22 protein-coding genes are annotated in these 23,075 nt (G+C 72.8%); 15 read left to right on the top strand and 7 right to left on the bottom strand.

The genetic code is table 11. The features are described 5' to 3' along the window. Positions 1-71: 71 nt before the first annotated feature. Positions 72-398: a hypothetical protein gene (locus tag CG740_RS04925; protein WP_100573714.1), complete on the top strand. Its 327-nt coding sequence runs from the start codon at positions 72-74 to the stop codon at positions 396-398. A gap of 155 nt (positions 399-553) precedes the next feature. Beyond that, positions 554-1,705, top strand: a complete 1,152-nt coding sequence (locus CG740_RS04920; protein ID WP_100573713.1) for an epoxide hydrolase family protein — start codon at positions 554-556, stop codon at positions 1,703-1,705. A gap of 52 nt (positions 1,706-1,757) precedes the next feature. On the opposite strand, the gene CG740_RS04915 is transcribed toward CG740_RS04920, so the two are convergent. From CG740_RS04915 to CG740_RS04900, 4 genes are all read right to left on the bottom strand, one after another. Beyond that, on the bottom strand, positions 1,758-2,603 hold the full coding sequence (locus CG740_RS04915; RefSeq protein ID WP_100573712.1) for a hypothetical protein: 846 nt from the start codon (positions 2,601-2,603) through the stop codon (positions 1,758-1,760). Then, complete coding sequence (locus CG740_RS04910; RefSeq protein ID WP_100574233.1) at positions 2,600-4,489, bottom strand: GMC family oxidoreductase; 1,890 nt, start codon at positions 4,487-4,489, stop codon at positions 2,600-2,602. Before CG740_RS04910 ends, CG740_RS04915 begins: the two co-directional genes overlap by 4 nt. Continuing rightward, entirely contained in the window at positions 4,486-4,965 is a 480-nt protein-coding gene (locus CG740_RS04905; RefSeq protein ID WP_199846342.1) for a hypothetical protein, read from the bottom strand. Before CG740_RS04905 ends, CG740_RS04910 begins: the two co-directional genes overlap by 4 nt. A 253-nt stretch (positions 4,966-5,218) precedes the next feature. Next, positions 5,219-6,298 (bottom strand): lytic polysaccharide monooxygenase, encoded by a 1,080-nt coding sequence (locus CG740_RS04900; RefSeq protein ID WP_100573711.1) that lies wholly within the window; start codon positions 6,296-6,298, stop codon positions 5,219-5,221. A gap of 463 nt (positions 6,299-6,761) precedes the next feature. On the opposite strand from CG740_RS04900, the gene CG740_RS04895 reads away from it, so the two are divergent. From CG740_RS04895 to CG740_RS40230, 5 genes are all read left to right on the top strand, one after another. Beyond that, complete coding sequence (locus CG740_RS04895; RefSeq protein WP_100573710.1) at positions 6,762-7,115, top strand: anti-sigma factor antagonist; 354 nt, start codon at positions 6,762-6,764, stop codon at positions 7,113-7,115. A 251-nt stretch (positions 7,116-7,366) separates the two neighbouring features. After that, positions 7,367-8,074 carry a DUF5994 family protein gene (locus tag CG740_RS40760; RefSeq protein WP_234376077.1) on the top strand — a complete coding sequence of 236 codons (708 nt, stop codon included), beginning with the start codon at positions 7,367-7,369 and terminating at the stop codon, positions 8,072-8,074. A 5-nt stretch (positions 8,075-8,079) separates the two neighbouring features. Then, complete coding sequence (locus CG740_RS04885; RefSeq protein WP_159030228.1) at positions 8,080-8,310, top strand: hypothetical protein; 231 nt, start codon at positions 8,080-8,082, stop codon at positions 8,308-8,310. A 73-nt stretch (positions 8,311-8,383) separates the two neighbouring features. After that, a complete protein-coding gene (locus CG740_RS04880; protein WP_100573708.1) occupies positions 8,384-9,253 on the top strand; it encodes a slipin family protein in 870 nt (289 codons plus the stop codon). A gap of 232 nt (positions 9,254-9,485) precedes the next feature. Continuing rightward, on the top strand, positions 9,486-10,160 hold the full coding sequence (locus tag CG740_RS40230) for a DUF5994 family protein (RefSeq protein ID WP_199846341.1): 675 nt from the start codon (positions 9,486-9,488) through the stop codon (positions 10,158-10,160). A gap of 85 nt (positions 10,161-10,245) precedes the next feature. Here CG740_RS40230 and CG740_RS04870 read toward each other — a convergent pair whose 3' ends face one another. Then, positions 10,246-11,334 carry a DUF4185 domain-containing protein gene (locus CG740_RS04870; RefSeq protein WP_234376076.1) on the bottom strand — a complete coding sequence of 363 codons (1,089 nt, stop codon included), beginning with the start codon at positions 11,332-11,334 and terminating at the stop codon, positions 10,246-10,248. Positions 11,335-11,986: 652 nt separating this feature from the next. On the opposite strand from CG740_RS04870, the gene CG740_RS04865 reads away from it, so the two are divergent. From CG740_RS04865 to menC, 4 genes are all read left to right on the top strand, one after another. After that, positions 11,987-12,406, top strand: a complete 420-nt coding sequence (locus CG740_RS04865; protein WP_100573706.1) for a TOBE domain-containing protein — start codon at positions 11,987-11,989, stop codon at positions 12,404-12,406. A 346-nt stretch (positions 12,407-12,752) separates the two neighbouring features. Continuing rightward, a complete protein-coding gene (locus tag CG740_RS04860; RefSeq protein ID WP_100573705.1) occupies positions 12,753-13,835 on the top strand; it encodes a M20 family metallopeptidase in 1,083 nt (360 codons plus the stop codon). Positions 13,836-13,888: 53 nt separating this feature from the next. Continuing rightward, positions 13,889-14,671 (top strand): GNAT family N-acetyltransferase, encoded by a 783-nt coding sequence (locus CG740_RS04855; protein ID WP_100574232.1) that lies wholly within the window; start codon positions 13,889-13,891, stop codon positions 14,669-14,671. 41 nt (positions 14,672-14,712) lie between these two features. After that, the gene (menC, locus tag CG740_RS04850; RefSeq protein WP_100574231.1) at positions 14,713-15,780 is read left to right on the top strand and encodes an o-succinylbenzoate synthase; all 1,068 of its coding nucleotides are present in this window, start codon (positions 14,713-14,715) and stop codon (positions 15,778-15,780) included. Positions 15,781-15,915: 135 nt separating this feature from the next. On the opposite strand, the gene CG740_RS04845 is transcribed toward menC, so the two are convergent. Then, complete coding sequence (locus CG740_RS04845; RefSeq protein WP_100573704.1) at positions 15,916-16,485, bottom strand: histidine phosphatase family protein; 570 nt, start codon at positions 16,483-16,485, stop codon at positions 15,916-15,918. Positions 16,486-16,647: 162 nt separating this feature from the next. Here CG740_RS04845 and CG740_RS04840 point away from each other — a divergent pair, with 162 nt between their 5' ends. Next, entirely contained in the window at positions 16,648-17,661 is a 1,014-nt protein-coding gene (locus CG740_RS04840; protein WP_100574230.1) for an ATP-binding cassette domain-containing protein, read from the top strand. Next, a complete protein-coding gene (locus tag CG740_RS04835) occupies positions 17,658-18,452 on the top strand; it encodes an ABC transporter permease (protein WP_100573703.1) in 795 nt (264 codons plus the stop codon). Before CG740_RS04840 ends, CG740_RS04835 begins: the two co-directional genes overlap by 4 nt. Here CG740_RS04835 and CG740_RS04830 read toward each other — a convergent pair. After that, complete coding sequence (locus CG740_RS04830; RefSeq protein ID WP_100573702.1) at positions 18,430-21,591, bottom strand: ATP-binding protein; 3,162 nt, start codon at positions 21,589-21,591, stop codon at positions 18,430-18,432. The genes CG740_RS04835 and CG740_RS04830 overlap by 23 nt on opposite strands. Before the next feature lie 325 nt (positions 21,592-21,916). Here CG740_RS04830 and CG740_RS04825 point away from each other — a divergent pair, with 325 nt between their 5' ends. Then, positions 21,917-22,120, top strand: a complete 204-nt coding sequence (locus CG740_RS04825; protein WP_031141049.1) for a cold-shock protein — start codon at positions 21,917-21,919, stop codon at positions 22,118-22,120. Between the two features lie 394 nt (positions 22,121-22,514). After that, on the top strand, positions 22,515-23,075 hold a 561-nt coding region (locus tag CG740_RS04820; RefSeq protein WP_159030227.1), incomplete at its 3' end, for a DEAD/DEAH box helicase.

Below are 23,075 nucleotides of genomic sequence, written 5' to 3'. Positions count from 1 at the left end.
CAAGCTTGGGCGAGGCGGAACAGCGGCAGGCTCGGGCCGAATCGCTCCCCTCACCAAAGGACATCGAGCTCATGCGTCTCCACCAGACCCTCGGCGCGGCCGCCGGCGCGCTCCTGCTGGCCCTGGCCGTACCGTCCTCCGCCCACGCCACCACCGGCGACTTCCTCTACAAGACCAGCACGGGCCAGGAGGCCGGCGTCGCCGACCCGGCGAGCGGCCGCTGTATCGACCTGCCCGGCACCTCGGGGGACGCCCCCGGCCACTCGCCCCGGAACTTCACCACCTCCACCGCGACCGTCTTCCTTGAGGCCGACTGCGAAGGTGACACCTACTACGTCATGAAGCCCGGCACCAAGCTCGGCGACAAGCTCAAGCTCAGCTCCGTCGTCTTCTCCTGACGGGGGCGGCAGGGGCGGTCGCCGGTGCCCGTGCGTGACGAGCGGGCACCGGCGGCCACCCCTGGGCCCGCGATCCCGGACGTATCGCATCCGGCACGCCCCCCCCCCCCGATCATTCATGGCGGCCTGTCCGGAATGCCCATATATTCGCGATCATGTGCGCTGACATCAGCCCCTTCCGGATCCACGTCCCGCAGTCCGACCTCGACGACCTGCGTGAGCGTCTCGCGCGGACCCGCTCGCCGTATCCGGTGCCCGGCGCCGAATCGGAGTGGGATCACGGGATCCCGCCGGCCTACCTCCACGAGCTGGCCGAGTACTGGGCGGACGGATTCGACTGGCGGGCCCACGAGGCGAGGCTGAATGCGTTCCCGCACTTCCTGACCGAGATCGACGGGCAGACCATCCATTTCCTGCACCTCCGTTCCCCCGAGCCGGACGCCACGCCCCTGCTGCTCAATCACAGCTACCCGACCTCGTTCGTGGAGTTCCTGGAGGCGAGCGGGCCGCTGACCGACCCCCGCGCCCATGGCGGAGATCCGGCCGACGCGTTCCACGTCGTCATTCCGTCGCTGCCCGGCTTCGTCTTCTCCAGCCCGCTGTCAGCACGCGGCTGGAACCTGGAACGCACCGCCACGGCCTACGGCGAGCTGATGGCCCGGCTGGGCTACGAGCGCTTCGGCGTGGAGGGCGGGGACCTCGGGGCGGGCGTGACCGGCCGGGTGGTGACGCTGCTGCCCGACCGGGTGATCGGCGCGCACACCCATGGCGACCGGCTCCAACTCGGCATGGCAGGCGAGGATCTCCCGGTGCCGGACGGCTTGAGCCCCGAGGAACGGGCCGGACTGGAAGCGGCGCAGCGCCGCTGGGCCCAGATGAAGGGCTACAAGGTGCTGCACTCGACCGCGCCCAACGCCCTCTCTGCGGGTCTGGCCGATTCACCGATCCTGCAATTGGCCTGGATCGCCGAGAAGTTCGTGCAGTGGGCGAACCCCGCCACACCGATCAGCCGCGAGAACGTACTGATCACCGCGAGCCTCTACTGGTTCACCCGCACGGGCCCCGCGGCCGGCGACTTCTACTGGGAACTCGCCCACGCCGACAACCCGGGGTGGGGCAGCCCGTCGAGCGTGCCCATGGCCTCCTCGCTCTTCTACAGCGACCCACTGGTCCGCAAGGTCCTCGGGCCCGGGGACAGCCAGACCTTCTTCCGGGAGCACGCCGAAGGCGGCCACTTCCCGGCCTTCGAGGTTCCCGACCTGTTCGTCGACGACATCCGCGCCTTCTTCCGGACCCTGCGCGGCTAGGCGCCGCCGGTGCGTCAGCCCCCACGACCGCCGCGCCCGCACCCCGTCCGGCCTACGCCAGGTAGTACGGCCGATTGTGCGCGGCCACCGGAGGTGACTGGTAGGTCCAGGCGCCGGCGGCCGGGGCGTCGCCGACCAGGCGGGTCAGGTCACGGCCGACGTCGGTGGCGGGGTCGTGGACGGTCAGGCGGGTGCGGCCGGCGGCCGGGCCGGACAGGTCGTACCAGTGGTAGGGCTGGTAGAGGTTCATCGGGCCGGCCAGCGCCCGGCCGTCGGAGTCGGTTCCGTAGCCCGTGACGGGGGTGTTGTTGGCGGGGACCGCGGCGAGCCCGCCGAGGTCGGCGGAGAAGCTGAAGAGTGCGTTCTCGTGGCGGTCGACCGAACCGGCCGGGGTGATGCCGGCCGAGCGGGCCATCACCGTCCAACTCGACTTGTCCGCCTGCCCGTTGAGGGAGGGCAGCTCGACCTCGAACCAGCCCGGGTACTTCGGCTCCGCGTACAGGGCGCGGCCGGCGTCGATGGCGAGCGGGTTGTCGCACAGGACGTGGATGCGGGCGATGCCGAGCAGCCGGGTCTGGTCGAAGCCCTGGGCGTACTGCTCGTACGTCACCTCGGGCACCCGGTCCCCGGCCGCCGTGGGGAAGGCGACGATGTTGACCTCGACCTCTTCCGTGATGCCGCCGCCGAAGGGGTACTGGGCGAAGTACAGCTGGTAGTTGAGGGACACCAGGCAGCGGCCCCCGAACTCCGCCGCGCTCAGCGCCGGGTGGTGTTCGGCGAGCAGGTCGCGGACCGGGCCCGGGTCGACCGGGAAGTCCAGGCCGATCTGATGCAACGCCCCGTAGTGGAAAGGAAGTTGGAACTGGCCGGGAACCGGAGGGAGGGGCAGCGGGCTCATCGGGCGGCTCCGGAGTCGAGAAGGGCGGGGCGGTGGCGTTCGACGAGGTCGGCCTCGATGCGTTCGGCGCTGCGCAGGGCGAGGGCGGCCATGGTCAGGGTCGGGTTGGAGGTGGCGACGGACGGCATGCTGCCGCAGCCCACCGCGAACAGGCCGGGGTGGTCCCAGCAGCGCTGCCAGGAGTCGACCACCGAGGTGCCGGGCGAGCTGCCCATGATGTGGGTGCCGGCGCCGTGCCCGGCGCCCCGGTAGCCGTACACCCGGCCGTTGTGCTCGTAGCGGCCGGGCCAGCTCCCGTCGGCGGCGAAGTCGGTGTGGTCCTCGGCACCGAGCCGGGCGAAGAGCTGGTCGGAGACCGTCTTCGCGGCTGCCACGCCCTCCTTGACGTGGTGGGAGAGGTCGTACGTGGCGACGGGGCGCGGCAGCCCGAGCCGGTCGCGCAGGGCCGGGTCCAGGGTGATCCGGTTGGCGGGGTCGGCGCTCTGCTCCATCTCGAACTGCAGGGCGAACTGCCGCCCCACGCGGTCGCGTACGGCTTCGCGCAGCTCCGTTCCGAACAGGCCGCGGCCGTCCGGGCCGCCGCTGCGGAGCAGTTCGGCGACATCGCCGTCGACCGGCCCCCTGGCCCACAGCCAGCCCCAGTTGCCGATCTCGATGCGGAACGGGGCGCGGCCGCGCCGGGCCGGTCCGGCGCGGAAGCCCTCGAAGCCCGAGGTCGAGCCGGGACCGCGGTAGGGGCCGACCGGCTCCGGCATCAGCCCCCAGGTCAGCAGCACCGGGTGGTCCATCAGGTTGCGGCCGACCTGTCCGCTGCGGTTGGCGAGCCCGGACAGGAGCAGCAGCCGGGCGTTCTCGATGGCGTGCGCGGCCAGCACGACGACCGGGGCCGAAGCGGTCCGGGCCGTCACCTCGCCCGTGCGGCCCGACTCGTCGGCGGTGTACGCCAGGTACTCGACGCCCGTCGCCCGGCCGTCCGGTGCGACGAGCACCCGGCTGACCACGGCCCGGTCCACCAGCGTGACCGAACGGGCCCACCGGGACTGCGTCTTGAGCGGGGTGTACTTGGCCTGGGAGGGGCAGAGCGGGATGCAGGTCGCGCTGCCCAGACAGCGGCTGTCCGGGTCGGGGCGGCCGTGGGCCCCGACGGGGACGTATCCGCCACCGCCGTCGTACGCCGGATCGGGTACGCCGTTGCGCGCGTGCGGCGTGCCCACCACGCGCAGTTCCACCGGGTCCGCCGTGCCGGGGTCCTCGACCCGGGTGCCGTCGAGCCGCTCGGCCATCAGCCGGTCCAGCCGGCTCGCGGGGATCGCCCGCATGGGAAACACGTAGTTCTCGGGGAACGGCAGCCCGACCCGCTGCCGCTGTTCCCCGACATCGGCGGCCACCCCGATCTCGCGCTCGGCCGCTCGGTAGTGGGGCTCCAACTCGGCGTACGACAGCGGCCAGTCACGCCCGTACCCGAACGCCGTCAGGGTGGCGAAGTCCTCCGGAAGCATGCGCGGGGTGAGCCCGGTCCACACGTTTCCGGTGCCGCCGTTGGCCCGTACGTATCCGCTGCCGTAGGGAAGCCGTCCGCGCTGCACGAGGTGGCCGTCCCCGGCCCCCGCCAGGTCGGCGGCGTCGGGCCAGGGGGCGGCCGCATTCGGCAGGTGGGCCGAGCCGGGCCCCTTCGCCGACGCGGCGAAGTACCGCTCCAGGGCCTCGCGGTGCGCCTGCCCGGGGTCGGCGTCGCGCACCCCGGCCTCAAGGACCAGCACCCGCCGGCCCCGCGCGCCCAGCTGCCCGGCGACGAGAGAGCCGGCGATCCCCGCGCCGACCACGATCACGTCGTACGGCGCCTCCTGCCCGCGCGACGAGGCGGGCGATCCGGCCCCGGCGCTCACCGGGCCTCCTCCGCCCCGGCGGACGCCCCGGCGGACGTCCCGGCCCACCGGGCCTCCTCCGCCCCGTCCGGAACGGATGCCCAACTGCCGTACCCGGCAAGCTGGTTGCCCGGCGCGGGCACACCCACCGCGCGCCAGACCAGGCCCGCCGCATACGACGCCGACGAGACCACGAAGGAGCCGCCCCCGCCCTGCCCGCCCGGCCAACTGCCCGTGTACCAGAGGTGGGTTACGTCCCGGCCCAGCTCCAGGAGTTCGCCGTCCAAGGCCACCGGGGCGGCGGCCCCGGGCCCGGACAGTGCGTCCACCAGTCGGGCGCAGCGCAGCGGGCCGGCCTGTGCCAGCACCACGGCGCGGTACGCCTGCGCCATCCCGAGGGACCTGAGTTCCTCGGCCCGGAAGCCGGTGAGCCTCGCGGACGCGTCGACGAACGCGCCGACCTCGTCCTCGCCCGCATCGCCGTGCGCTGCCGTCATCCGAGCCCCCGCCCTGTCACGGCCGAGGCCCCGTGGCAGCCCTCGACTGTTCTCCGGCCGTCAACTCTGCCCGGACGGCGGGACATCGTGGACGGCGCATGTGAATCTGTCCTGAACCGGGCGTGCCAGGAAGGGAGTTCCTGGCACGCCCCGCCCCCTGGGAGAACGCCGCGCCGGGGCGGTGTCCGGGCCGGGGGCTGCTCCGCCGTGCGCCGCTGATTGGCCGGATTCCAGGTCGTCGGCCGTCCAGGCTTCAGCTGCGCAGCATCACGTCACACGTGGACGCGAAGAACTCGCCCGTCTTGCCGCCGTTGCTCCCGTCGGGGGTGTCCGGTCCGCCGTGGCCGCCCCAGATGTGCACGATCGCCGCCCGCCCGGTCCGGCGCGGGAAGGACGCGAACTCCCAGGCGCTCGACTCCTCTTCATGGTGCGAGCCCTGCACCTCGACCAGGAAGGGGATCGGCTCCAGGTCCTCCCAGCGGAGGCCGCCGGCGGCATCCCAGTCCGCGCGGGTGACGAACCACCGGTGGGACCAGGTCTCGTTCGTGTGGTACGCCGTGTAGTCGTAGCTGAAGGTCTGGGTGGGGGCCGAGGTGTCCAGCTCGGTCAGCGGCCACTCCCCGAGGGTGTCGTCCGGTGCCAGGTCCAGGCCGCGGAAGGCCTCGTTGCCCGTGGACGGGACGGTGGCACCCTCGAAGAACTTGCGGTACTCCAGATACCTCTGCCCGTTGTTCCACGGGTAGTCGTCGAGCATCCGGGCAGCTCCCGGGATGACTTCCTGCCAGGTGGTGCTGGTGTTGAGGCGCCGCGCCTCGACACAGATCCGCGACGGGTCCGAGTCCCGGATCGCGACGGCCGCGCGGCTGCGCGGGTGGTTGACCGTTCCGTGCCGCGGTCCCGCGTCGACGCTCCTCCGTTCGCCCCGGGGCAGCCGGGGGGCCGACCACGGGCGGGCGTGGTCCGAGCCGACCGTCACCTCGTCGGTGAACGCGGTGAAGCCGCCGTCGGACTTGGCCCGGATCTTCACCCGGTACTCGGCACCCGGCTCCTCACCCAGGTCCACCCAGTGCGAGTTGGACGGCGCCCAGTCCCAGGCCGGCCAGTGGAGGAAGACCGTCTGGCACACCTCACCATTGATCCACACCTCGTACTCGTGCGGATAGGGCGCTTCCCCGTTGTTCCAGTCCTCGGGAGGCGGCCACGCCCCCTGATCGGCGGCGTTCTCCCCGATCCGCCACCGCAGACCGATGCCGTACAGCGTGTGCTTGCCGTCGGTGCGGTACCTGACATCGGCACGGAGGTCGGATGGGGCAGCTTGCTGGGAGCCGCTCATGGTGTCCCCTCTCGCTGATCGATTCCACCGCCGCAGTCCGTTGCGGCACGGCGGTGCACCCGCCCGGCGATGACCTTCCGTGACGGGCTCGTCACCCTCGATCCTGGTGGTCGGCGCAGGCGTACGAACAGTGACAACACGGCCACCTTGGAACGGAGTTGGCCGGTTCCGCTCAGATCACTACGGACCCGACACTCGGGTGCCCCACGTCCGGACGGGCCGGCGGGGGCGGGGTGGCGGCCGACACGACGGGTCCGGATCGGTGCCCAAAACGGCCAGGTTGCGACAACGAGCGGATGAGCATGAGCAGTTCGTGCTCATTTCCGGCACCTGAGACGGACGGAACCGCCGCGTCAACCCGAAGCCGTACTGTGCTCATTGCGGGCGCCCCAGACTCCGGCCCTCCCCTCCGCAGACCACTCCGTCCCACCCGTACGCAGTACGTCATGAGGAGCCGGCCCACATGGGCACGACCGCCGATCTCTCGCAGGGGTACCGGGTGATCCGGGCAACCGGCGAGCTCGACATCCTGACCACCCCGCTCCTGGCAGGCAAGCTGGCCGAAGCCCAGCGGGGCAACCGCATTCCCTATCTCGTAGCCGACTTGACCGATGTGACGTTCATGGACTGCACCGCCCTCGGCCCCCTGTGCACCACGCGCGCGAGATGCCTGGACCGCACCGGATGGCTGCGCCTGGTCTACTCCGGGCGCGCCGTCGGACTGCTGCTGCGAGCCGTCGACCTCACCGGCGCCTTTCCGCGGTACGCGACCGTGGACGCGGCCCGGCAGGGGGTGGCCTCGGCCGGATGCCATTAGCCCGCGACGACGGCGTTGGCTGTCGTCCGAAGGTCGGCCCCAGAGCCGACCCGGGTCCGACCCGGGTCGGCCCCGCCTTGCGCCGGGATTCCTCGGCCGCCGCGAGCCACCCCTCGCCCGCGCCGAGGAGTACCGTTGAGGAACCGGGAGCATTTCGCACACTGGCTTCCACGCTGACGTCGTTCTCGGTTGAGCAAAAGCACCGGGTGCCGTCTGTCCGTGGACGGTGTTCCCGGAGACAGGTTCGCGCCATGTCCGCGACCGCGATCGACCGGCGTCCTCCTCTGGCCGAGCCTTCCGTACGCCCTGCGGCACGTATCGCACTGAAACCCCCCGGCAGCACCCCCGGCCTCCTGGACGGCGCCTGGTGGCCCCGGTCCCGGGACCTGCTGCGTGAACTGCCGGCACTCATCGACGCCCTGGCCCCGAGGTGGGGCCGGATCACGCGCGTCGCGGTGAACCCCCAGCACTGGCCGGTCGTCCCGCGGAGGATTCCCGTACCCGGGCACGTCGTGAAGGCGGGCTGGTTCAAGGACGAGCAGGACCCGCACAAGCTCCTGCTGCTGTCCTATACGGCCGGACGCTGGGACCTCCTCGTCATCCCGCCGGAAACCGGCCCCGCCGCGGCCGCCCGTCTGATGGCCGCCGCGACCGACAGCACCGGCCCGCAGCTCACGGCGACCGCGCTCATGACAGCGGAGGCGGCCGTGGGCGCCGCGGAGGCGGCCGTGCGCGAAGCGGAGCCGGTCCGGCACGACATGGTCCCGCTGCCTGGCCGGCACGACGCGGTGCCGTCGCCGGTCCCGCACGCGGACGACACGGCGACGGTCCCGCACGACACCTCGGCGGCCGACCGCTTGCAGGACCGGGAAGAGGCGTGGGAGTACGAGGGTGGCGCCTCCTCCACCTACGCGGCCACCGGCCAGGCGCGCCCCGACCGACCCCTGATGGGGATGTGACCGCCATGACCACGGCTCTGACCATCGTCATCACGCTGCTGCTGATCGTCATGGCGGCACGCGTGATCCACCTCCTCAACGCTCAGCACGCCGAGCGGATCGTCCTCCACCGTTACAGCCGCTTCCACCCCGGCGTCCGAGGAACCCCCAGTGACGCGACCCAGCGGGTTCCCAACCGGGCCGACCCGGCCGGATCGGCCCCGACCCGCCGACCCGACCCGCCGCGGCCCGCATGACGGGCGCCGCGCCTCGCCGACCCGAACCCCAACGCCCCGGTCCTGGTGGGGCCTCACCCGCGGGAGCGCCCCCATGCAGCTTCTGATCACGCTCATCGTCGCCTTCGCCGTCCTTCTGCTGCTCGCACTGGCCCTGACCCTCAAGATCGTCAAGCAGTACGAGCAAGGAGTGCTCTTCCGGCTCGGCCGGCTGTCCGGCACGCGGGCTCCCGGGCTGCGGACCATCATTCCCCTGGTCGACGTCCTGCACCGGGTGTCATTGCGCATCGTGACGATGCCGATCCAGTCGCAGGGCATCATCACGCGCGACAACGTCAGTGTGGACGTCTCGGCCGTGGCCTACTTCCGCGTCGTGGACGCCGTGAAGTCCGTCATCGCCATCGAGAACGTGAACGCCGCGATCAACCAGATCGCGCAGACCACCCTGCGCAAGGTTGTCGGCCAGCACACTCTCGACGAGACGCTGTCGGAGACCGACCGCATCAACCTCGGCATCCGCGAGATCCTCGACGTCTCCACCGCGGAGTGGGGCGTGGAGGTCACCCTGGTCGAGCTCAAGGACATCCAGCTGCCGGACAGTATGAAACGCGCGATGGCCCGGCAGGCCGAGGCCGAGCGCGAGAAGCGAGCCAAAATCATCAACGCCCAGGGCGAATCGCTCGCCGCGGCAGCGCTCGGGGACGCCTCCGACACCATGATGGCCCACCCTCTGGCGCTCCAACTCCGCAACCTGCAAAGCCTCGTGGAGATCGGCGTCGACAAGAACACCACCGTCGTCTTCCCCGCGCCCCTGATGAGCACGATCGGCGAACTGGGCGCCTTCCTCAGCCGGGAATCGGCGGCCGCGGGAGCGCCACCGAGTCCGCACCCGGTCGAACTGGCCAAGACCGTCCACGCCCCCGGCTCGAACAACAAGCCGGGCCCGGTCCCCCACCAGACCTGACCCGGAGGGAGCCGGCCCCGTACCCACCAGACCTGACCCGGAGGGAGCCGGCCCCGTACCCACCGAACCCGGCCCGGGGAGGAAGCCGGACCAGATCCCCCCCTGGTCCGTCCCCCCACCAGGCCCGACCCTCCGCCCCACCCCTCCCTGGCCCCAGCCCCGGCCGGACCGACCACCGAACCCATGCCGAGGCCGGCCACGCCGCGGCCGAGCCGAGGCCAAGGAGCCCACCATGAACGCCAGTTCCCTGCCGCTGCCCCCCGTCGGACCCGCGACGGACTCCTCTCGGGCATCCGACGGGCCACCGCCCTGCCCGGCCGTCGGCTCGCCCCCGTCCGCCCCGTCCGCCGGACCGCCCCTGGCCACGGCGAAGTCCGCCGCGTACGGACCCCGTTCGCACCCCGATGCAGCTTCTCTGCATGAACGGCCCGAACGGCCCGAACGGCCCGACCGGGCGGACCCGATGACCACGGCACTCCGCACCGGATCGTCCCTGCGCCCGGTACGCCTGCGCCTGACACCGGAGGGCAGCGGCCCCCACCGCATCGATGGCGCCTGGTGGCCCCGTTCGGACGATCTGACGGCCGAACTGCCGGGCCTGATCGCGGCGTTGCCCCACTCCTGGCCGCAGATCGCCCATGTGACGGTGAACCCGGCCATGTGGTCGTCCTTCCCCGGTCGGATCCTCGTCGCCAACCAGGTGATCCAACTGCACCGGGCCACCAGCCGGCACGCCCGGAACACGCTCTGCCTCCTCGCACCGGGCCGCGGGCGCTGGGACCTACTGGTCGTCCCGCCCCACACCGACAGCGCCGAGGCCCGGCGCCTCCTGGCCACCACGGCCGGCCCCCTCGGCCCGGCCCGGCCCGGCCTCTTCCCCCAGACGTCCGCCCGGGATTCCGCCTAGGGCCAGGCGGCACCACAGCGTGCGGGCACGCGGCCAGCCGCAGCGGCAGCGGGTCAGGGGGTTGGCGGGTCAGGGGGTTGGCGGGTCAGGGGGTTGGCGGGTCAGGGGTGCCGGTCAGGCCCCGGACCCGGAAGTGCATGACGCGGTAGGGCCAGCCGGCCGCGGTGTTCCACTGGCTGACCGTGAGGTGCAGGTCGTCGAGGGTCGAACCGGGGATGACATAGCCGCCGTAGAGCTGCGCCACGTGCGTGTCGTCCTCCTGGCCCCAGGCGCCGCCCCGGATCAGGGTCACGCGGTCCGCGTCGGTGGTCTCGCACACGGAGGCGGGGGTGTCGAGGACGAGGGCGTCGATGCGGTAGCCGCCTTCGTCGAACCAGGTCAGGAGCCAGCGGCCGTCGAGCGGCCGCAGGCACATCTCCCCCACCCTGCCGGACAGGACCGGGGTGGGCCGGCCGCCCCACGCCCAGCCCCGGTCCCGCCGCCCCCGCGCCCACCACCGCCCTGCCCGCCGGCCCCAGGACCGGTAGGCGGAAGGATCGGTGATCCGCTCGGCGGGGACCCGGTGCAGGAGGGCCGGCTTGTCCCGCTGGAAGCCGGTCGACAGCACGTAGACGTATCCGTCGTCGGCGAGTGCCCAGGTGAGGAGTTGGAACATCCCGCCGTGCAGGGTGCCGGGGAAGCGGGCGGGGGTGGGGTGCCAGGTCTCCCCCGTGTCGCGCGAGCGCCAGATCTCGCTCCAGCGGACATTGCCGAAGCCCTGGTGCACCGCCACGTGCAGATACATGTCGGTGCCGATGGTGATCACGTCCGTGGGCAGCACGGTCGAGAACGACGGGCCGTCGTGCGCGTACGGCCTCAGCTGCTGGGCGTGCCGCCCGCCCACGGCCCCCGTCCAGACGACCCTGCTGCCCAACTCGCCCTGTCCGGAGCCCAGTTCACCGTCCGGCGACATACGTCCGTAGAGCGCGACGGGCGAACGCCACCAGCCGCCACCGACCCTGGCTTCCTCGAAGGTGTCCCCGAACACGAACAGGAGCCGCCCGTCCGGTGCCCGGACGGGGATGCCGAGATCGGTCGCGTCCATACGGAAGCGCGTCGTGATCCCGGGTCCGGTCAGATCGGCCACCTTGCGTACGACGAGGTCGCCGCCGCGCTCGGTTCCGCCCAGCACCACAGGCCTGCCACCATCCTCGCATCCGTCCCGCACTTCCGGCCTCCCGGCGGCCCCGGATCCGCCCCGCGCCCCCGGCCTCCCGGCGGCCCGCGCGGCCGGTGGCCCACCGGGCGGCGAACCCCCGGCGGGCAGGGCAGCGGCGGCCGCCCGCAACAGCACCGATCGCCGCAGCATCTCGCTCCAGCCCGCCCGTCCGGCCCGACTCCAGCCCGCCCGTCCGGCCCGACTCCGGGCGGCTCGTCCGGCCAGACTCCGGGCGGCTCGGCCGGGCCCAGCTCGGGGCGGCTGGGACCCCGCATCCGGGGACATCGGCAGCCTCGCACACCGGCCGCGCACCTCGCGGGCGCCACGACCGCATGGCCCGCACCTCGGTCCGGTGCGCTGGGCGAAGGTCGGCCCCTTACCAGCAGCACCTGCGAGAACCGGCGCCGAACGGCCCCCATCGCACCGGGTCGCAGGTCCCGAAAAACCGGTGACCTCCGGGGTCGTATGTTCTGCGAGGCACAAGAGCCATTCGGGGTCGCGGATGCGACGCCCTCCGCGCCGAGTCCCTTTCGCGGCATTAGCGTGTGAAGCACCGCGGGCCCCCAGCCCGACAATCCCGCGCAATCCCGCACGAAGCCCGTACGAACTCTCTGTGAGGCGTTTTTTCATGAGCCTGAGCATCCGCAACCAGATCGCCGGCACCGTCACCGCCGTCACCACCGGTGAGGCCATGGCGACGGTCAAGGTCCGCCTGGCCGGCGGCCAGAACATCACCGCCGCGATCACCGCCGAGGCCGTCAAGGATCTGGGTCTCGCCGAGGGCTCCGCGGTCAAGGCCCTCGTGAAGTCCACCGAGGTGTCGCTCGCGACCGGCCCGGTCGAGGGCCTGTCCATCCGCAACCAGATCGCCGGCACCGTCGCCGACGTGGCCACCGGTGGCGCCATGGCGTCCGTCAAGGTCGACGTCGAGGGTGGCGAGCTGACCTCCGCCATCACCAAGGACGCGGTCGAGGCGCTCTCCCTCACGGCCGGCTCGTCCGTCGTCGCACTGATCAAGTCGACTGAGATCTCCCTCGCGGCCGCCTGATCCCGCGCCCACCCGTACGCCGAGGGGCCGCACACTCGCGGGTGTGCGGCCCCTCGGCGTACGGCCCCTCGGCCGGCGGGCTCGCCCTTGAGCCACGACCCCTGGCGGTCCGGTTTGGTGGCGGCGCACGAACGCGCGGCCGGGGTTCGTGCCCGAAGCACCAACTCCCGCTCGGCCGGGCCGCCTAGCGTGGCGGGGATCCCACCTTCTGGAGGCTCCCCTCGTGCAGGCCGATCCCATTGCCCGTTCCACGCCGCCACCGTCACCGTCACCGTCACCGTCACCGTCAACAGCGCCGTCACCGTCAACAGCGCCGTCTCCGTCGCCGTTGCCGTCGCTCGCCGCGATGCTCGCGGATCTCGAAGAGCTCGTGTCGTGCGAGTCGTACTCCGCCGACCACACGGCCGTGGCCCGCAGCGCCCGGGTCGTCGCCGGGCAGGGCGCGCGGCTGCTCGGGGCGCGGCCCGAGACGCTCGTGCGCGGCGGGGTGAGTCATCTGCGGTGGAGCTTCGGGACGCCGCGGGTGCTGCTCCTCGGCCACCACGACACCGTGTGGCCGATCGGCACCCTCGCCACGCACCCCTTCTCGCTGCGCGAGGGCGTCGCCCGCGGGCCGGGCGTCTTCGACATGAAGGCGGGCCTGGTCCAGATGTTCCACGCATTGGCCCAACTGCGTTCCCTGGAAGGCGTTTGCGTGGTGGTGACCGGTGACGAGGAGGTCGGCTCGGACACCTCGCGCGCGCTCATCGAGGACACCGCGCGGGCCTGCCGGGCCGCCCTCGTCCTGGAGGCCTCGGCCGCCGGCGGCGCCCTGAAGACCGCGCGCAAGGGCGTGTCCCACTACCAGCTCACCGCGCACGGGCGAGCCGCCCACTCCGGGCTCGACCCCGAGAAGGGCATCAACGCCGCCACCGAACTGGCCCACCACCTCCTCGCCCTGAGCACCCTCACCGACACCGTGACCGCCCGTACGGGTCCCGGCACCACCATGACGCCCACGGTCATGTCGGCCGGCACCACCACCAACACCGTCCCGGCCCGTGCCGAGCTGAGCATCGACGTCCGCGTGCCGACCCCGGCCGCGCAGCAGGCCGTCGACGAGCTCATCCGCTCCCTCGCACCCCACCACCCCGGCGCCCGCCTCGACGTGGACGGCGGCCCCAACCGGCCGCCGCTGCACCCGGAGAGCTCGGCCGAACTGTTCGCCCTCGCATCGAAGTTGGCGTCCGACGCCGGGTTCGGCACGCTGGCACAGGCCTCCGTCGGCGGCGCGTCGGACGGCAACTTCACGGCCGGGGCCGGCTGCCCCACCCTGGACGGGCTCGGCGCGGTCGGCGACGGGGCCCACGCCGACCACGAGCATGTGGTGACCGCCGCGATGCCGCCCCGCACCCGGCTCCTCGCCGATCTCGTGGGAGCCCTCCTGTGACCGCCCCCGAGGCCGCCCCCGAGGCCGCCCTCGCGGTCCGCGAGCTCCACACCATGGCCGAACTGGACGCCGTCACCCGCCTGTACGCGGAGATCTGGGGCACCGCGCCCGGCCGGTCCCCCATCTCCGCCGAGATCATGCGCGCCCTGGCGCACGCCGGGAACTATGTGGTCGGCGCCTATGAGAACGGCCGCCTGGTGGGGGCATCCGTGGCCTTCCTCGGCGAGCCCGCCGGGATCACCCTGCACTCCCACATCACGGGCATCGCGGGCGCCACCGCCGGCCGGGGCATCGGGCTCGCCCTCAAGCTGCACCAGCGCCAGTGGGCCCTGGCACGCGGCCTGAAGCGGATCACCTGGACATACGACCCGCTGATCCGCCGCAACGCCCACTTCAACCTCACCAAGCTCGGCGCCCGCCCCGAGGAATATCTGCGCTCCTTCTACGGCGCGATGGGCGACGCCATCAACGGCGGCGACGAATCCGACCGGGTCCTCGCCGCCTGGGACCTGACCGCCCCGCTCCCGGCCCCCGGCATCCCAGGCATCGCGCTGCCCCCGGGCGCCGTCCCCCTCCTGCGCGACAGCGACGGCCACCCCCAACTCCAGGACACGCAAGGGGAGTTCGTGGTCATCGAGCTGCCCGGCGACATCGAGGGCCTGCGCCGCGCCGACCCCGCGGGCGCCCGCGCCTGGCGGCACGCGGTCCGCCACACCCTGGGGGACCTGCTCGCCGACGGCGCCCGCGTGCTCGGCCTCCACGACCGGCGCGGCTATGTCGTCCACCGCGCCGCCACCCCCACCCCCGATCCCCTCTCCACCGGGAGCACCCCGTGACCCTGACCAAGATCTCCGGCATCGAGCTGCGCCGGATCGCGATGCCGCTCGTCGCCCCGTTCCGTACCTCCTTCGGCATCGAGACCAGTCGTGACGTCCTGCTCGTCCGCGTGGTCACGCCGGACGGCGAGGGCTGGGCCGAGTGCGCCGCGATGTCGGAGCCGCGGTACTGCTCCGAGTACGTCGACGGCGCCCAGGACGTGCTGCGCAGGTTCCTCGTCCCCGCCCTGCCCAAGGACGGCGTGGACGCGGCTGCCGTGGGCCGCGCCCTCGAACCCTTCACCGGGCACCGCATGGCGAAGTCGGCCCTGGAGAGCGCGGTTCTCGACGCCCAACTCCGCGCCACCGGCGAGTCGTTCGGCTCCTATCTCGGTGCGGCACGGGACCGGGTGCCGTGCGGGGTGTCGGTCGGCATCATGGACTCCGTCCCCGAACTCCTGGACGCCGTCGAACGCTATGTGGCCGAGGGCTATGTCCGGATCAAACTGAAGATCGAGCCGGGCTGGGACATCGAGCCCGTACGCGCCGTGCGCGAGCGTTTCGGCGACGAGCTGCTGCTCCAGGTCGACGCGAACGCCGCCTACACACTCGTGGACGCCCAACACCTGGCGAAACTGGATCAGTTCGGGCTACTGCTCATCGAACAGCCGCTGGCCAACGACGACTTGGTACAGCACGCCCAGCTCGCCCGTCTGCTGCGTACGCCGATCTGCCTGGACGAGTCCATCGAGTCGGCGGCACACGCGGCGGCGGCCATCTCGCTCGGCGCGTGCTCGGTCATCAACGTCAAGCCGGCCCGCGTCGGCGGCTATCTGGAGGCCCGCCGCATCCACGACGTGGCTCGCGCCCACGGTGTCCCGGTGTGGTGCGGCGGCATGCTGGAGACCGGCATCGGCCGGGCCGCCAACGTCGCCCTCGCAGCGCTCCCCGGCTTCACGCTGCCCGGCGACACCTCCGGCTCCCACCGCTATTTCGCCACCGACATCACCGAGCCCTTCGTCCTGGCCGACGGCCATCTGGACGTCCCGACGGGCCCGGGCCTCGGCACCGAGCCGCTGCCCGACGTACTGGACGCGGTGACCACGTCGAAGGAGTGGATATCCCTCTGAACGGACCGTCCGGACCGGTCTGAACGGATCCTCCGGACCAGTCTGAACGGACCCTCCGGACCGGGCGGCTGAGCCGGTCCCGCAGGCCGAAGGGCCATGTTCGCGCAGGTCAGGGCCGAACGAGCCGCCCCGTCCTCACAGCGGCCGCCCGGCCCGCAGATTCCAGCGCCCGGCGCGGCCGCTCAGCTCCGTGGCGGTCAGCGGCGGCACATCGATCCGCCAGAACGCGGACAACGGCGCGTCCAACGCCCGCAGCACCAGGGCCCGTACGATCTCGGGTTCCACCACCGCGAGCGCCCGCCCGCCGTCCTCGGCGGCCCCGTCCAGCCAGGCGCCTGCCCGCGCGCACAGCTGGGCCACCGACTCGCCGCCGTGCGGCGCGGCCGACGGGTCGGCGAGCCAGGCGCCCACCGCCGCCGGCTCGGCCGCGCCGACCTCGGCCAGGGTCAGCCCGCGCCAGCGGCCCACGTCCAGGGCGGCAAGTCCGGCCGGCTCGGCCACGTCCGCCGCCCCGCCGAGTGCCGCAACCGTCTCGCGGCAGCGGGCCGTCGACGAGGCCAGCAGCCGTTCGACGGCGGGCAGTGCGGCCGCCGCCGCGCGGGCCGCGGCGAGCCCGGCGTCCTCCAGCGGGCCGTCGTCGTCGAAGCGCGCCTCCCGCAGCGACCGGCTGAAGGCGGGCGAGACCACCACAAGGCGGACCGTCATGACACGACTCTCCCTCGACCTCTGTTCTGCCTGGCCGCGCCACTGTATGCCGGGCGCCCGCCCCCTCGGCGGACAGCCTCACACAGGGCGCTCTCACCCCCCGAGAGCTGCTGAAACCGGCCTGAAACCGCGTTGAACCGGGTCGGCCGCAAGCTCTGCGGCATGACAACGACGACGCACGAACTCGCCATCGAGGCCACCGGGCTTCGCAAGGCCTACGGGGACAAGACCGTCCTCGACGGCATCGACCTGGCCGTCCCGGCCGGCACCGTCTTCTCGCTGCTCGGCCCGAACGGCGCCGGCAAGACCACCGCGGTGCAGATCCTCTCCACCCTCGTCTCCGCCGACGCCGGGGCGCTGCGCGTCGGCGGCCACGACCTGGCCACCGACCCGCAGGCGGTGCGCGCCGCGATCGGGGTCACCGGGCAGTTCTCGGCGGTGGACAACCTGATCACCGGCGAGGAGAACATGCTCCTGATGGCCGACCTGAACCACCTCTCGCGCCGCGAGGGCCGCCGGGTCAGCGCCGAACTCCTGGAGCGCTTCGACCTGGTGGAGGCGGCGAAGAAGCCCGCGTCCACCTACTCGGGCGGCATGCGCCGGCGCCTCGACATCGCGATGACCCTGGTCGGCAGCCCGCGGATCATCTTCCTCGACGAGCCGACCACCGGTCTCGACCCGCGCAGCCGGCACAACATGTGGAACATCATCCGCGGCCTCGTCGCGGGCGGCGTGACCGTGTTCCTCACCACCCAGTACCTGGACGAGGCCGACCAACTCGCCGATGGCATCGCGGTGTTGAACGGCGGCAGGCTCGTCGCCCAGGGCACCGCGCACGAGCTCAAGCGGCTGGTCCCCGGCGGCCACGTCCGGCTCCGGTTCACCGGACCGCGGGAGTACGAGAACGCGGCCGCGGCCCTGCGCGAGGCGGCCCGCGACGACGAGTCGCTGTCGCTCCAGATCCCCAGCGGCGGCAGCCAGCGCGAGCTGCGGGCCATCCTCGACTGGCTGGACTCGGCCGATATCGAGGCGGACGAGCTGACCGTGCACACCCCGGATCTCGACGACGTGTTCTTCGCCCTGACCAGCCACCCCACCACCGACCCCGCCACCCCGGCCGCGACCGTCCCGGCCCCCGCCGCCGCCTCCGCCGCCCTGAAGGAGAACCTGCGATGAGCTCCCTTTCCCTCGCCCTGCGCGACTCCTCGACGATGCTGCGCCGCAACCTCCTGCACGCCCGGCGCTATCCGTCGCTCACCCTGAACCTGCTGCTCACGCCGATCATGCTGCTGCTGCTCTTCGTCTACATCTTCGGCGACACCATGAGCGTCGGCATCGGCGGCGGCGGTCCCGACCGCGCCAAGTACATCGCCTACATCGTCCCCGGCCTGCTTCTGATGACCATCGGAAGCACCGTCGTCGGCACCGCGATCTCCGTCTCCAACGACATGACCGAAGGCATCGTCGCCCGCTTCCGGACCATGGCCATCCACCGCGGTTCGGTGATCGTGGGCCATGTGATCGGCAGCGTGCTCCAGTCGATCCTGAGCGTGGTGCTGGTCGGCGCCGTCGGCGTGGCCATCGGCTTCCGCTCCACGGACGCCACCGTGATCGAGTGGCTCGCCGCCTTCGGACTGCTCGTGCTCTTCGCCCTCTCGCTGACCTGGATCGCCGTCGGCATGGGCCTGATCAGCCCGAACGCCGAGGCCGCCAGCAACAACGCGATGCCGCTGATCCTGCTGCCGCTGCTGTCCAGCGCCTTCGTGCCGCTGCACTCGATGCCGGGCTGGTTCCAGCCGATCGCCCAGTACCAGCCGTTCACCCCGGCCATCGAGACCCTGCGCGGCCTGCTCCTCGGCACGGAGATCGGCAACAACGGCTGGCTCGCCATCGCCTGGTCGCTCGGGCTCACCGTGCTCGGCTACTTCTGGTCGAAGGCCAAGTTCAACAGCGACCCGCAGCGCTGATGCCGCGCAGCACCAGAGCGGCGGCCTGCTCCAGCTCCGCGCGCCCCAGGGCGGCGTACTCCGACACCGCGTCGGCGTACGCCGCCCCGTCGGCGTCCTCGGCGGACCGCCGGGCCCGGGCCGCGGACATCGTCGGGAAGTCCCGGTGCACCCGCATCCGTTCGGCGAGCGCGAGCAGCCGCACGCCCGAGGTCTCGCCCCGCGCCAGCTCGGCCAGGCCGATGGCGAGCAGCATCGTGCCGGACACCGGAAGCGCGACCGGACCGCCCTCGTCCGGCGCCCTCGACAACAACTCCCGTGCATGGTCGGTCAGTTGATCGGCCAGGGCAGCGACCGGTTCGAGGCGGCCGTGCCGGGCGTGGGCGGCGACGGCCGTCGACTGGATCTGCATCGCCCACGTGCCGACGAACGGGTCGTCGGGATACAGCGCGTCGGCCTCGCTCAGCTGCGCCACCGCCTGCCGCCACAGCCCGAGCCCCACCTCGGTCAGCCCCCTGAGCAGGGCGATCTCCGCCCGGGAGCCCAGCTCGGTACTGAAGACCTGCGTCGGCTCCGGCGCCCGCTCCAAGGCCGCGAGCTCCAGCCAGCGCTCCGCCTCGTCGATCTCGCCGCGCTGGAGACAGGCCAGGACCAGCGCCCAGCGCACCCCGGCCGCGTCGTACCAGCCGGCCGCGTCCGACCAGTCGCCACTGCGCTCCAGGACCTGCATCGCGGCCATCAGATGCCGGTACGCCTCGTCGCCGCGCTCGGTCTGCAAGCACAGCTCGCTGATGCGGCCGTGGCCGAGCATCTCGGTGGCCGGATTGCCCAGCGAGGTCAGGGCGTTGAGGGCCCGGCGGGCCGATTCGAGGGACCGGTCCACATCGAGTTCGTACTCCCAGACATAGCTGGCGAAGCACTCGGCGACCCCCGCGAGCAGTACGTTCCCGGAGCCGCACAGCTCCAACAGCCGCTCGTAGTGCGGTGGATGCACCTCGGGCAGGGTGCGGAGCACCGTGTCGAGGGCCCGCATCAGGGTGTCGGGCTCGACGGCCGGCAGTGCCCGCAGCGTCACCAACTGCCGTACCGCGTGCGGCCCGTAGCCCATGAAGAGGCTGAGCGTGCACACCACGGCCGCGCTGCGGGCGGTCTCGATGTCGTCGGGGCCCGGCCGGAAGTGCGAGAGCGGACCCGCCGTGTCGGCGGCGATACCGGTCAGCCGGCTGTAGTTGGAGTCGGTGGCCCACAGCGAGGCGAGGACCGCGGTCAGGCCCGCCAGGGCCGGGCCGTCGTCGCGGGCCAGCGCGTGCCGCAGCGCGAGGGAGAGGTTGTCCTGTTCGGCGCGGGTGAGCTCCCAGGACCGCAGCGAGTCGGCGCTGAACAGGGCGTCGTGGTGGGCCCGCCCGAAGTCCCTCGCCCAGGCGAGGAACCGGTCGGTTACGGCCTCTTCCTCGGCGGCCCCCTCGCGGCGTCCCGCGCTGAACTCCCGCACGGTCTCCAGCATGTGGAAGCGGACGCCGGACGTGGTGTCGGCCGCTTTGATCAGCGACTGGTCGGCGAGCTGCTCCAGCAGGAACAGCGCGTCGTCGTCGCCCAGGACGTGCTCGGCCGCGGCCTCGCTGAAGCCGCCCGGGAACACCGACAGGACCCGCAGGGCCGCCTGCGCCTCGGGTTCGAGCAGGTTCCAGCTCCACTCGACGACGGCCCGCAGGGTGCGGTGCCGCTCGGGCACGTCACGGCCGCCGCCGCGCAGCAGCGCGAACCGGTCCCGCAGCCGGCGCGCGATCTCCGGCACGGACAGGACCCGTACGCGCGCGGCCGCCAGCTCCACCGCGAGCGGCAGGCCGTCCAGCTGGCGGCACAGCTCCTCGACGGCCCGCTCGGGCAGCTCGGCGTCCGGCCGGGCGGCCCGGGCCCGCTGGCGGAACAGCTCGACCGTCGACACCAGGCCCAGCTCGGGCAGCGCGTACACCGACTCGGAGGTCAGGCCGAGCGGGGCGCGGCTGGTGGCGAGCACCCGCAGTTCCCTGGAGCCGGAGACCAGGGCCCGCACCAGTTCGGCGGCGCCCCGGATGACGTGCTCGCAGTTGTCGAGCACCAGGAGCGCGGGGCCGGGACCGAGCGCCCCGACGATGCCCGCGACGACCCCGGCGGTCCCGGGCAGATTGCGCACCGCGGTCGCGCCGAGCGCCGAGGCGACCTCGGCGACCACGTCGTCGTCGGCGGTGACACCGGCCAGTGCCACGAAGTGGACCACCCGCTGGGTGGCCCGGCGGCCCACCGCATGGGCGATCCGGGTCTTGCCGAGGCCGCCGGGCCCGGCGACGGTGACGACCCGGGCGCTGTCGAGGAGCCCGCCGATCGCGGCGAGATCGCCGTCCCGGCCGAGCAGCGGGTTCGGCTCGTGCAGCACCCCGTGGCGTACGAGGGGGGCCTCGCCGCGCAGCAACTCCTGGTGCAGAGCGGTCAGTTCACCGCCCGGGTCGGCGCCCAGCTCGTCGCGCAGGGCGCGGCGGTAGAGGTCGTACCGGGTGAGGGCGGCGGCCGGGCCCGCGGTGGCGGCCTCGCAGCGCAGCAGCTCGGCCAACACCTCTTCGTCGCGCGGCAGTTCGCGTGCGAGCTGGGCCAGCGGCCGGACCGCGTCGGCCTTGCGGCCGAGCCGGGCGAGCGCGAGCGCACGGCAGCGCACCAGGGTGCGGTGGGCGCCTGCGCGCGCGAGCCGCAGCGCGGCCACGGGGTCGTGCAGGTCCTCGCCGTCCCCGCTCGCCACGACGCCGTCCCACAGGGCGAGCCCGGCCTCCGCCTCGGCGAGCGCCTCGGCGTGCGCACCGGCGCGGGCCCGCGCCTCGGCGGCCGCCGCGCGCAGCGGCAGTGCGGAGCTGTCGACCTGCTCCTCGGTGAGGGCCAGGCGGTAGCCGGCCGGGGTGCTGGCGACGACCTCGGGGCCGAGCTGCGAGCGCAGTCGCGACACCAGCACCTGGACCGCCTTGCCGGGCCGCTCCGGCAGTTCGTCGTCCCACAGCCCCTCGACGAGCCGCGCGGTGCTGCATCCGGCCCGCAGGTCCTCGGCGAGCAGCGCGAGGAGACCGCGCAGCCGCGGCGCGGTCACCTCCTGGCCGCGGTAGGCGACGCGCGTAAGCAAGGTCAACTCGGTGGTCACCCGTGCAGAGTAGTCAGCGCACGGCCCGCGGGCTCCCCCTCGGCCCAACCCGCCGGCGGCGCCGAGCCGTTGCGCCGCACCGGAAAACGCCTCGCGCCCCTCACCGCGGTACGCGTATATCTGTCGCGGCCGTACAAGAATTAATGGCTGCGGCCTCAGGAGAATTTCTTGCGCGACCGGCCGAGCAGAATTATTGACCATGCTTCCGGGATTGCACCGTGCTACTGTCGATATCAGTTGCAGTTGTGGTTCCCAGCAGGGCAATCATCACAGTGACGCGGAGTTCGCACGGTGCGGGCTCCGAAATTGCCCCAAGGAGAATGACATGGCTGCCGGTACCGTGAAGTGGTTCAACGCAGAAAAGGGCTTCGGCTTCATCGAGCAGGACGGCGGCGGTCCGGACGTGTTCGCCCACTACTCGAACATCGCCGCCCAGGGCTTCCGTGAGCTCCAGGAAGGCCAGAAGGTCAACTTCGACATCGCGCAGGGCCAGAAGGGCCCGACCGCCGAGAACATCGTTCCGGCCTGATCGTCGACACGCACTGCGCAGCTGGGGCCCGCACCTTGGGGTGCGGGCCCCGGCTCGTCGCGTTTCCGGGCCCGACCGCCCCACCCGCCGGCCCTCGCGCCCGCCGCGCCGGCTGCGCGCCCGTCCCGCCGTGAGCACCTGACCGGCGAGAACGCACCCGCCGCGCACCGCGCGGCACCGCACGCCCCGGATCCACGGCGCGCCCACCGCACGGCTCGGACCGTCCGCCCACGGCGCCCGGGAATTCCCCCGCACCTCATCACAGCGATGCGCCCCGAATATCGAATTCGGCCCGATGCGCTTTCGCATCCGCCCCGGCTCGTTCTTGCGATTCCCCGTACTGTGCTTTTTCCCGGGAATTCCTCGATGCGTGCCGTATCAAGGAAGGTTCCGCATGAACCGCACCCGTACGAACGATCGCTACAGCCGTACCAATAACTCGGGCGGCTCCGGCGCCCCCCGCGGCGGCAGCCGCTTCGGGTCCTCCGGCTCCGCCGGCCGTTTCGGCTCCTCGGGCCGCTCCGGCTCCTCGGGCCGCTCGGGCGGCTACGGCCGCCGGTCCTCCGGCCCCCAGGGCGAGTTCGCCCTGCCGGTCACGGTGACCCCGGCCCTGCCCCCCGTCGAGACCTTCGCCGAACTGGCGCTCCCGCCGCAGCTGTTGGCCGAACTCACCCAGCAGGGCCTCGGCGTCCCGTTCCCCATCCAGGGTGCGACGCTGCCGAACTCCCTCGCGGGTCGTGACGTGCTCGGCCGTGGCCGCACCGGCTCCGGCAAGACCCTGGCCTTCGGGCTCGCGCTGCTGACCCGGACCGCGGGCCGCCGCGCCGAGCCCCGCCAGCCGCTCGCCCTGGTCCTGGTGCCGACGCGTGAGCTGGCCCAGCAGGTCACCGATGCGCTGACCCCGTATGCCCGCGCCCTGCGGCTGCGGCTGGCGACGGTGGTGGGCGGCATGTCG

Origin of the sequence: Streptomyces sp. CB01201 (assembly GCF_002803085.1) — a bacterium.
GTDB classification, from domain to species: domain Bacteria; phylum Actinomycetota; class Actinomycetes; order Streptomycetales; family Streptomycetaceae; genus Streptomyces; species Streptomyces hundungensis.
The sequence above is the reverse complement of the archived record's forward strand: the minus strand, read 5'-3'. Positions and strand labels throughout refer to the sequence as shown.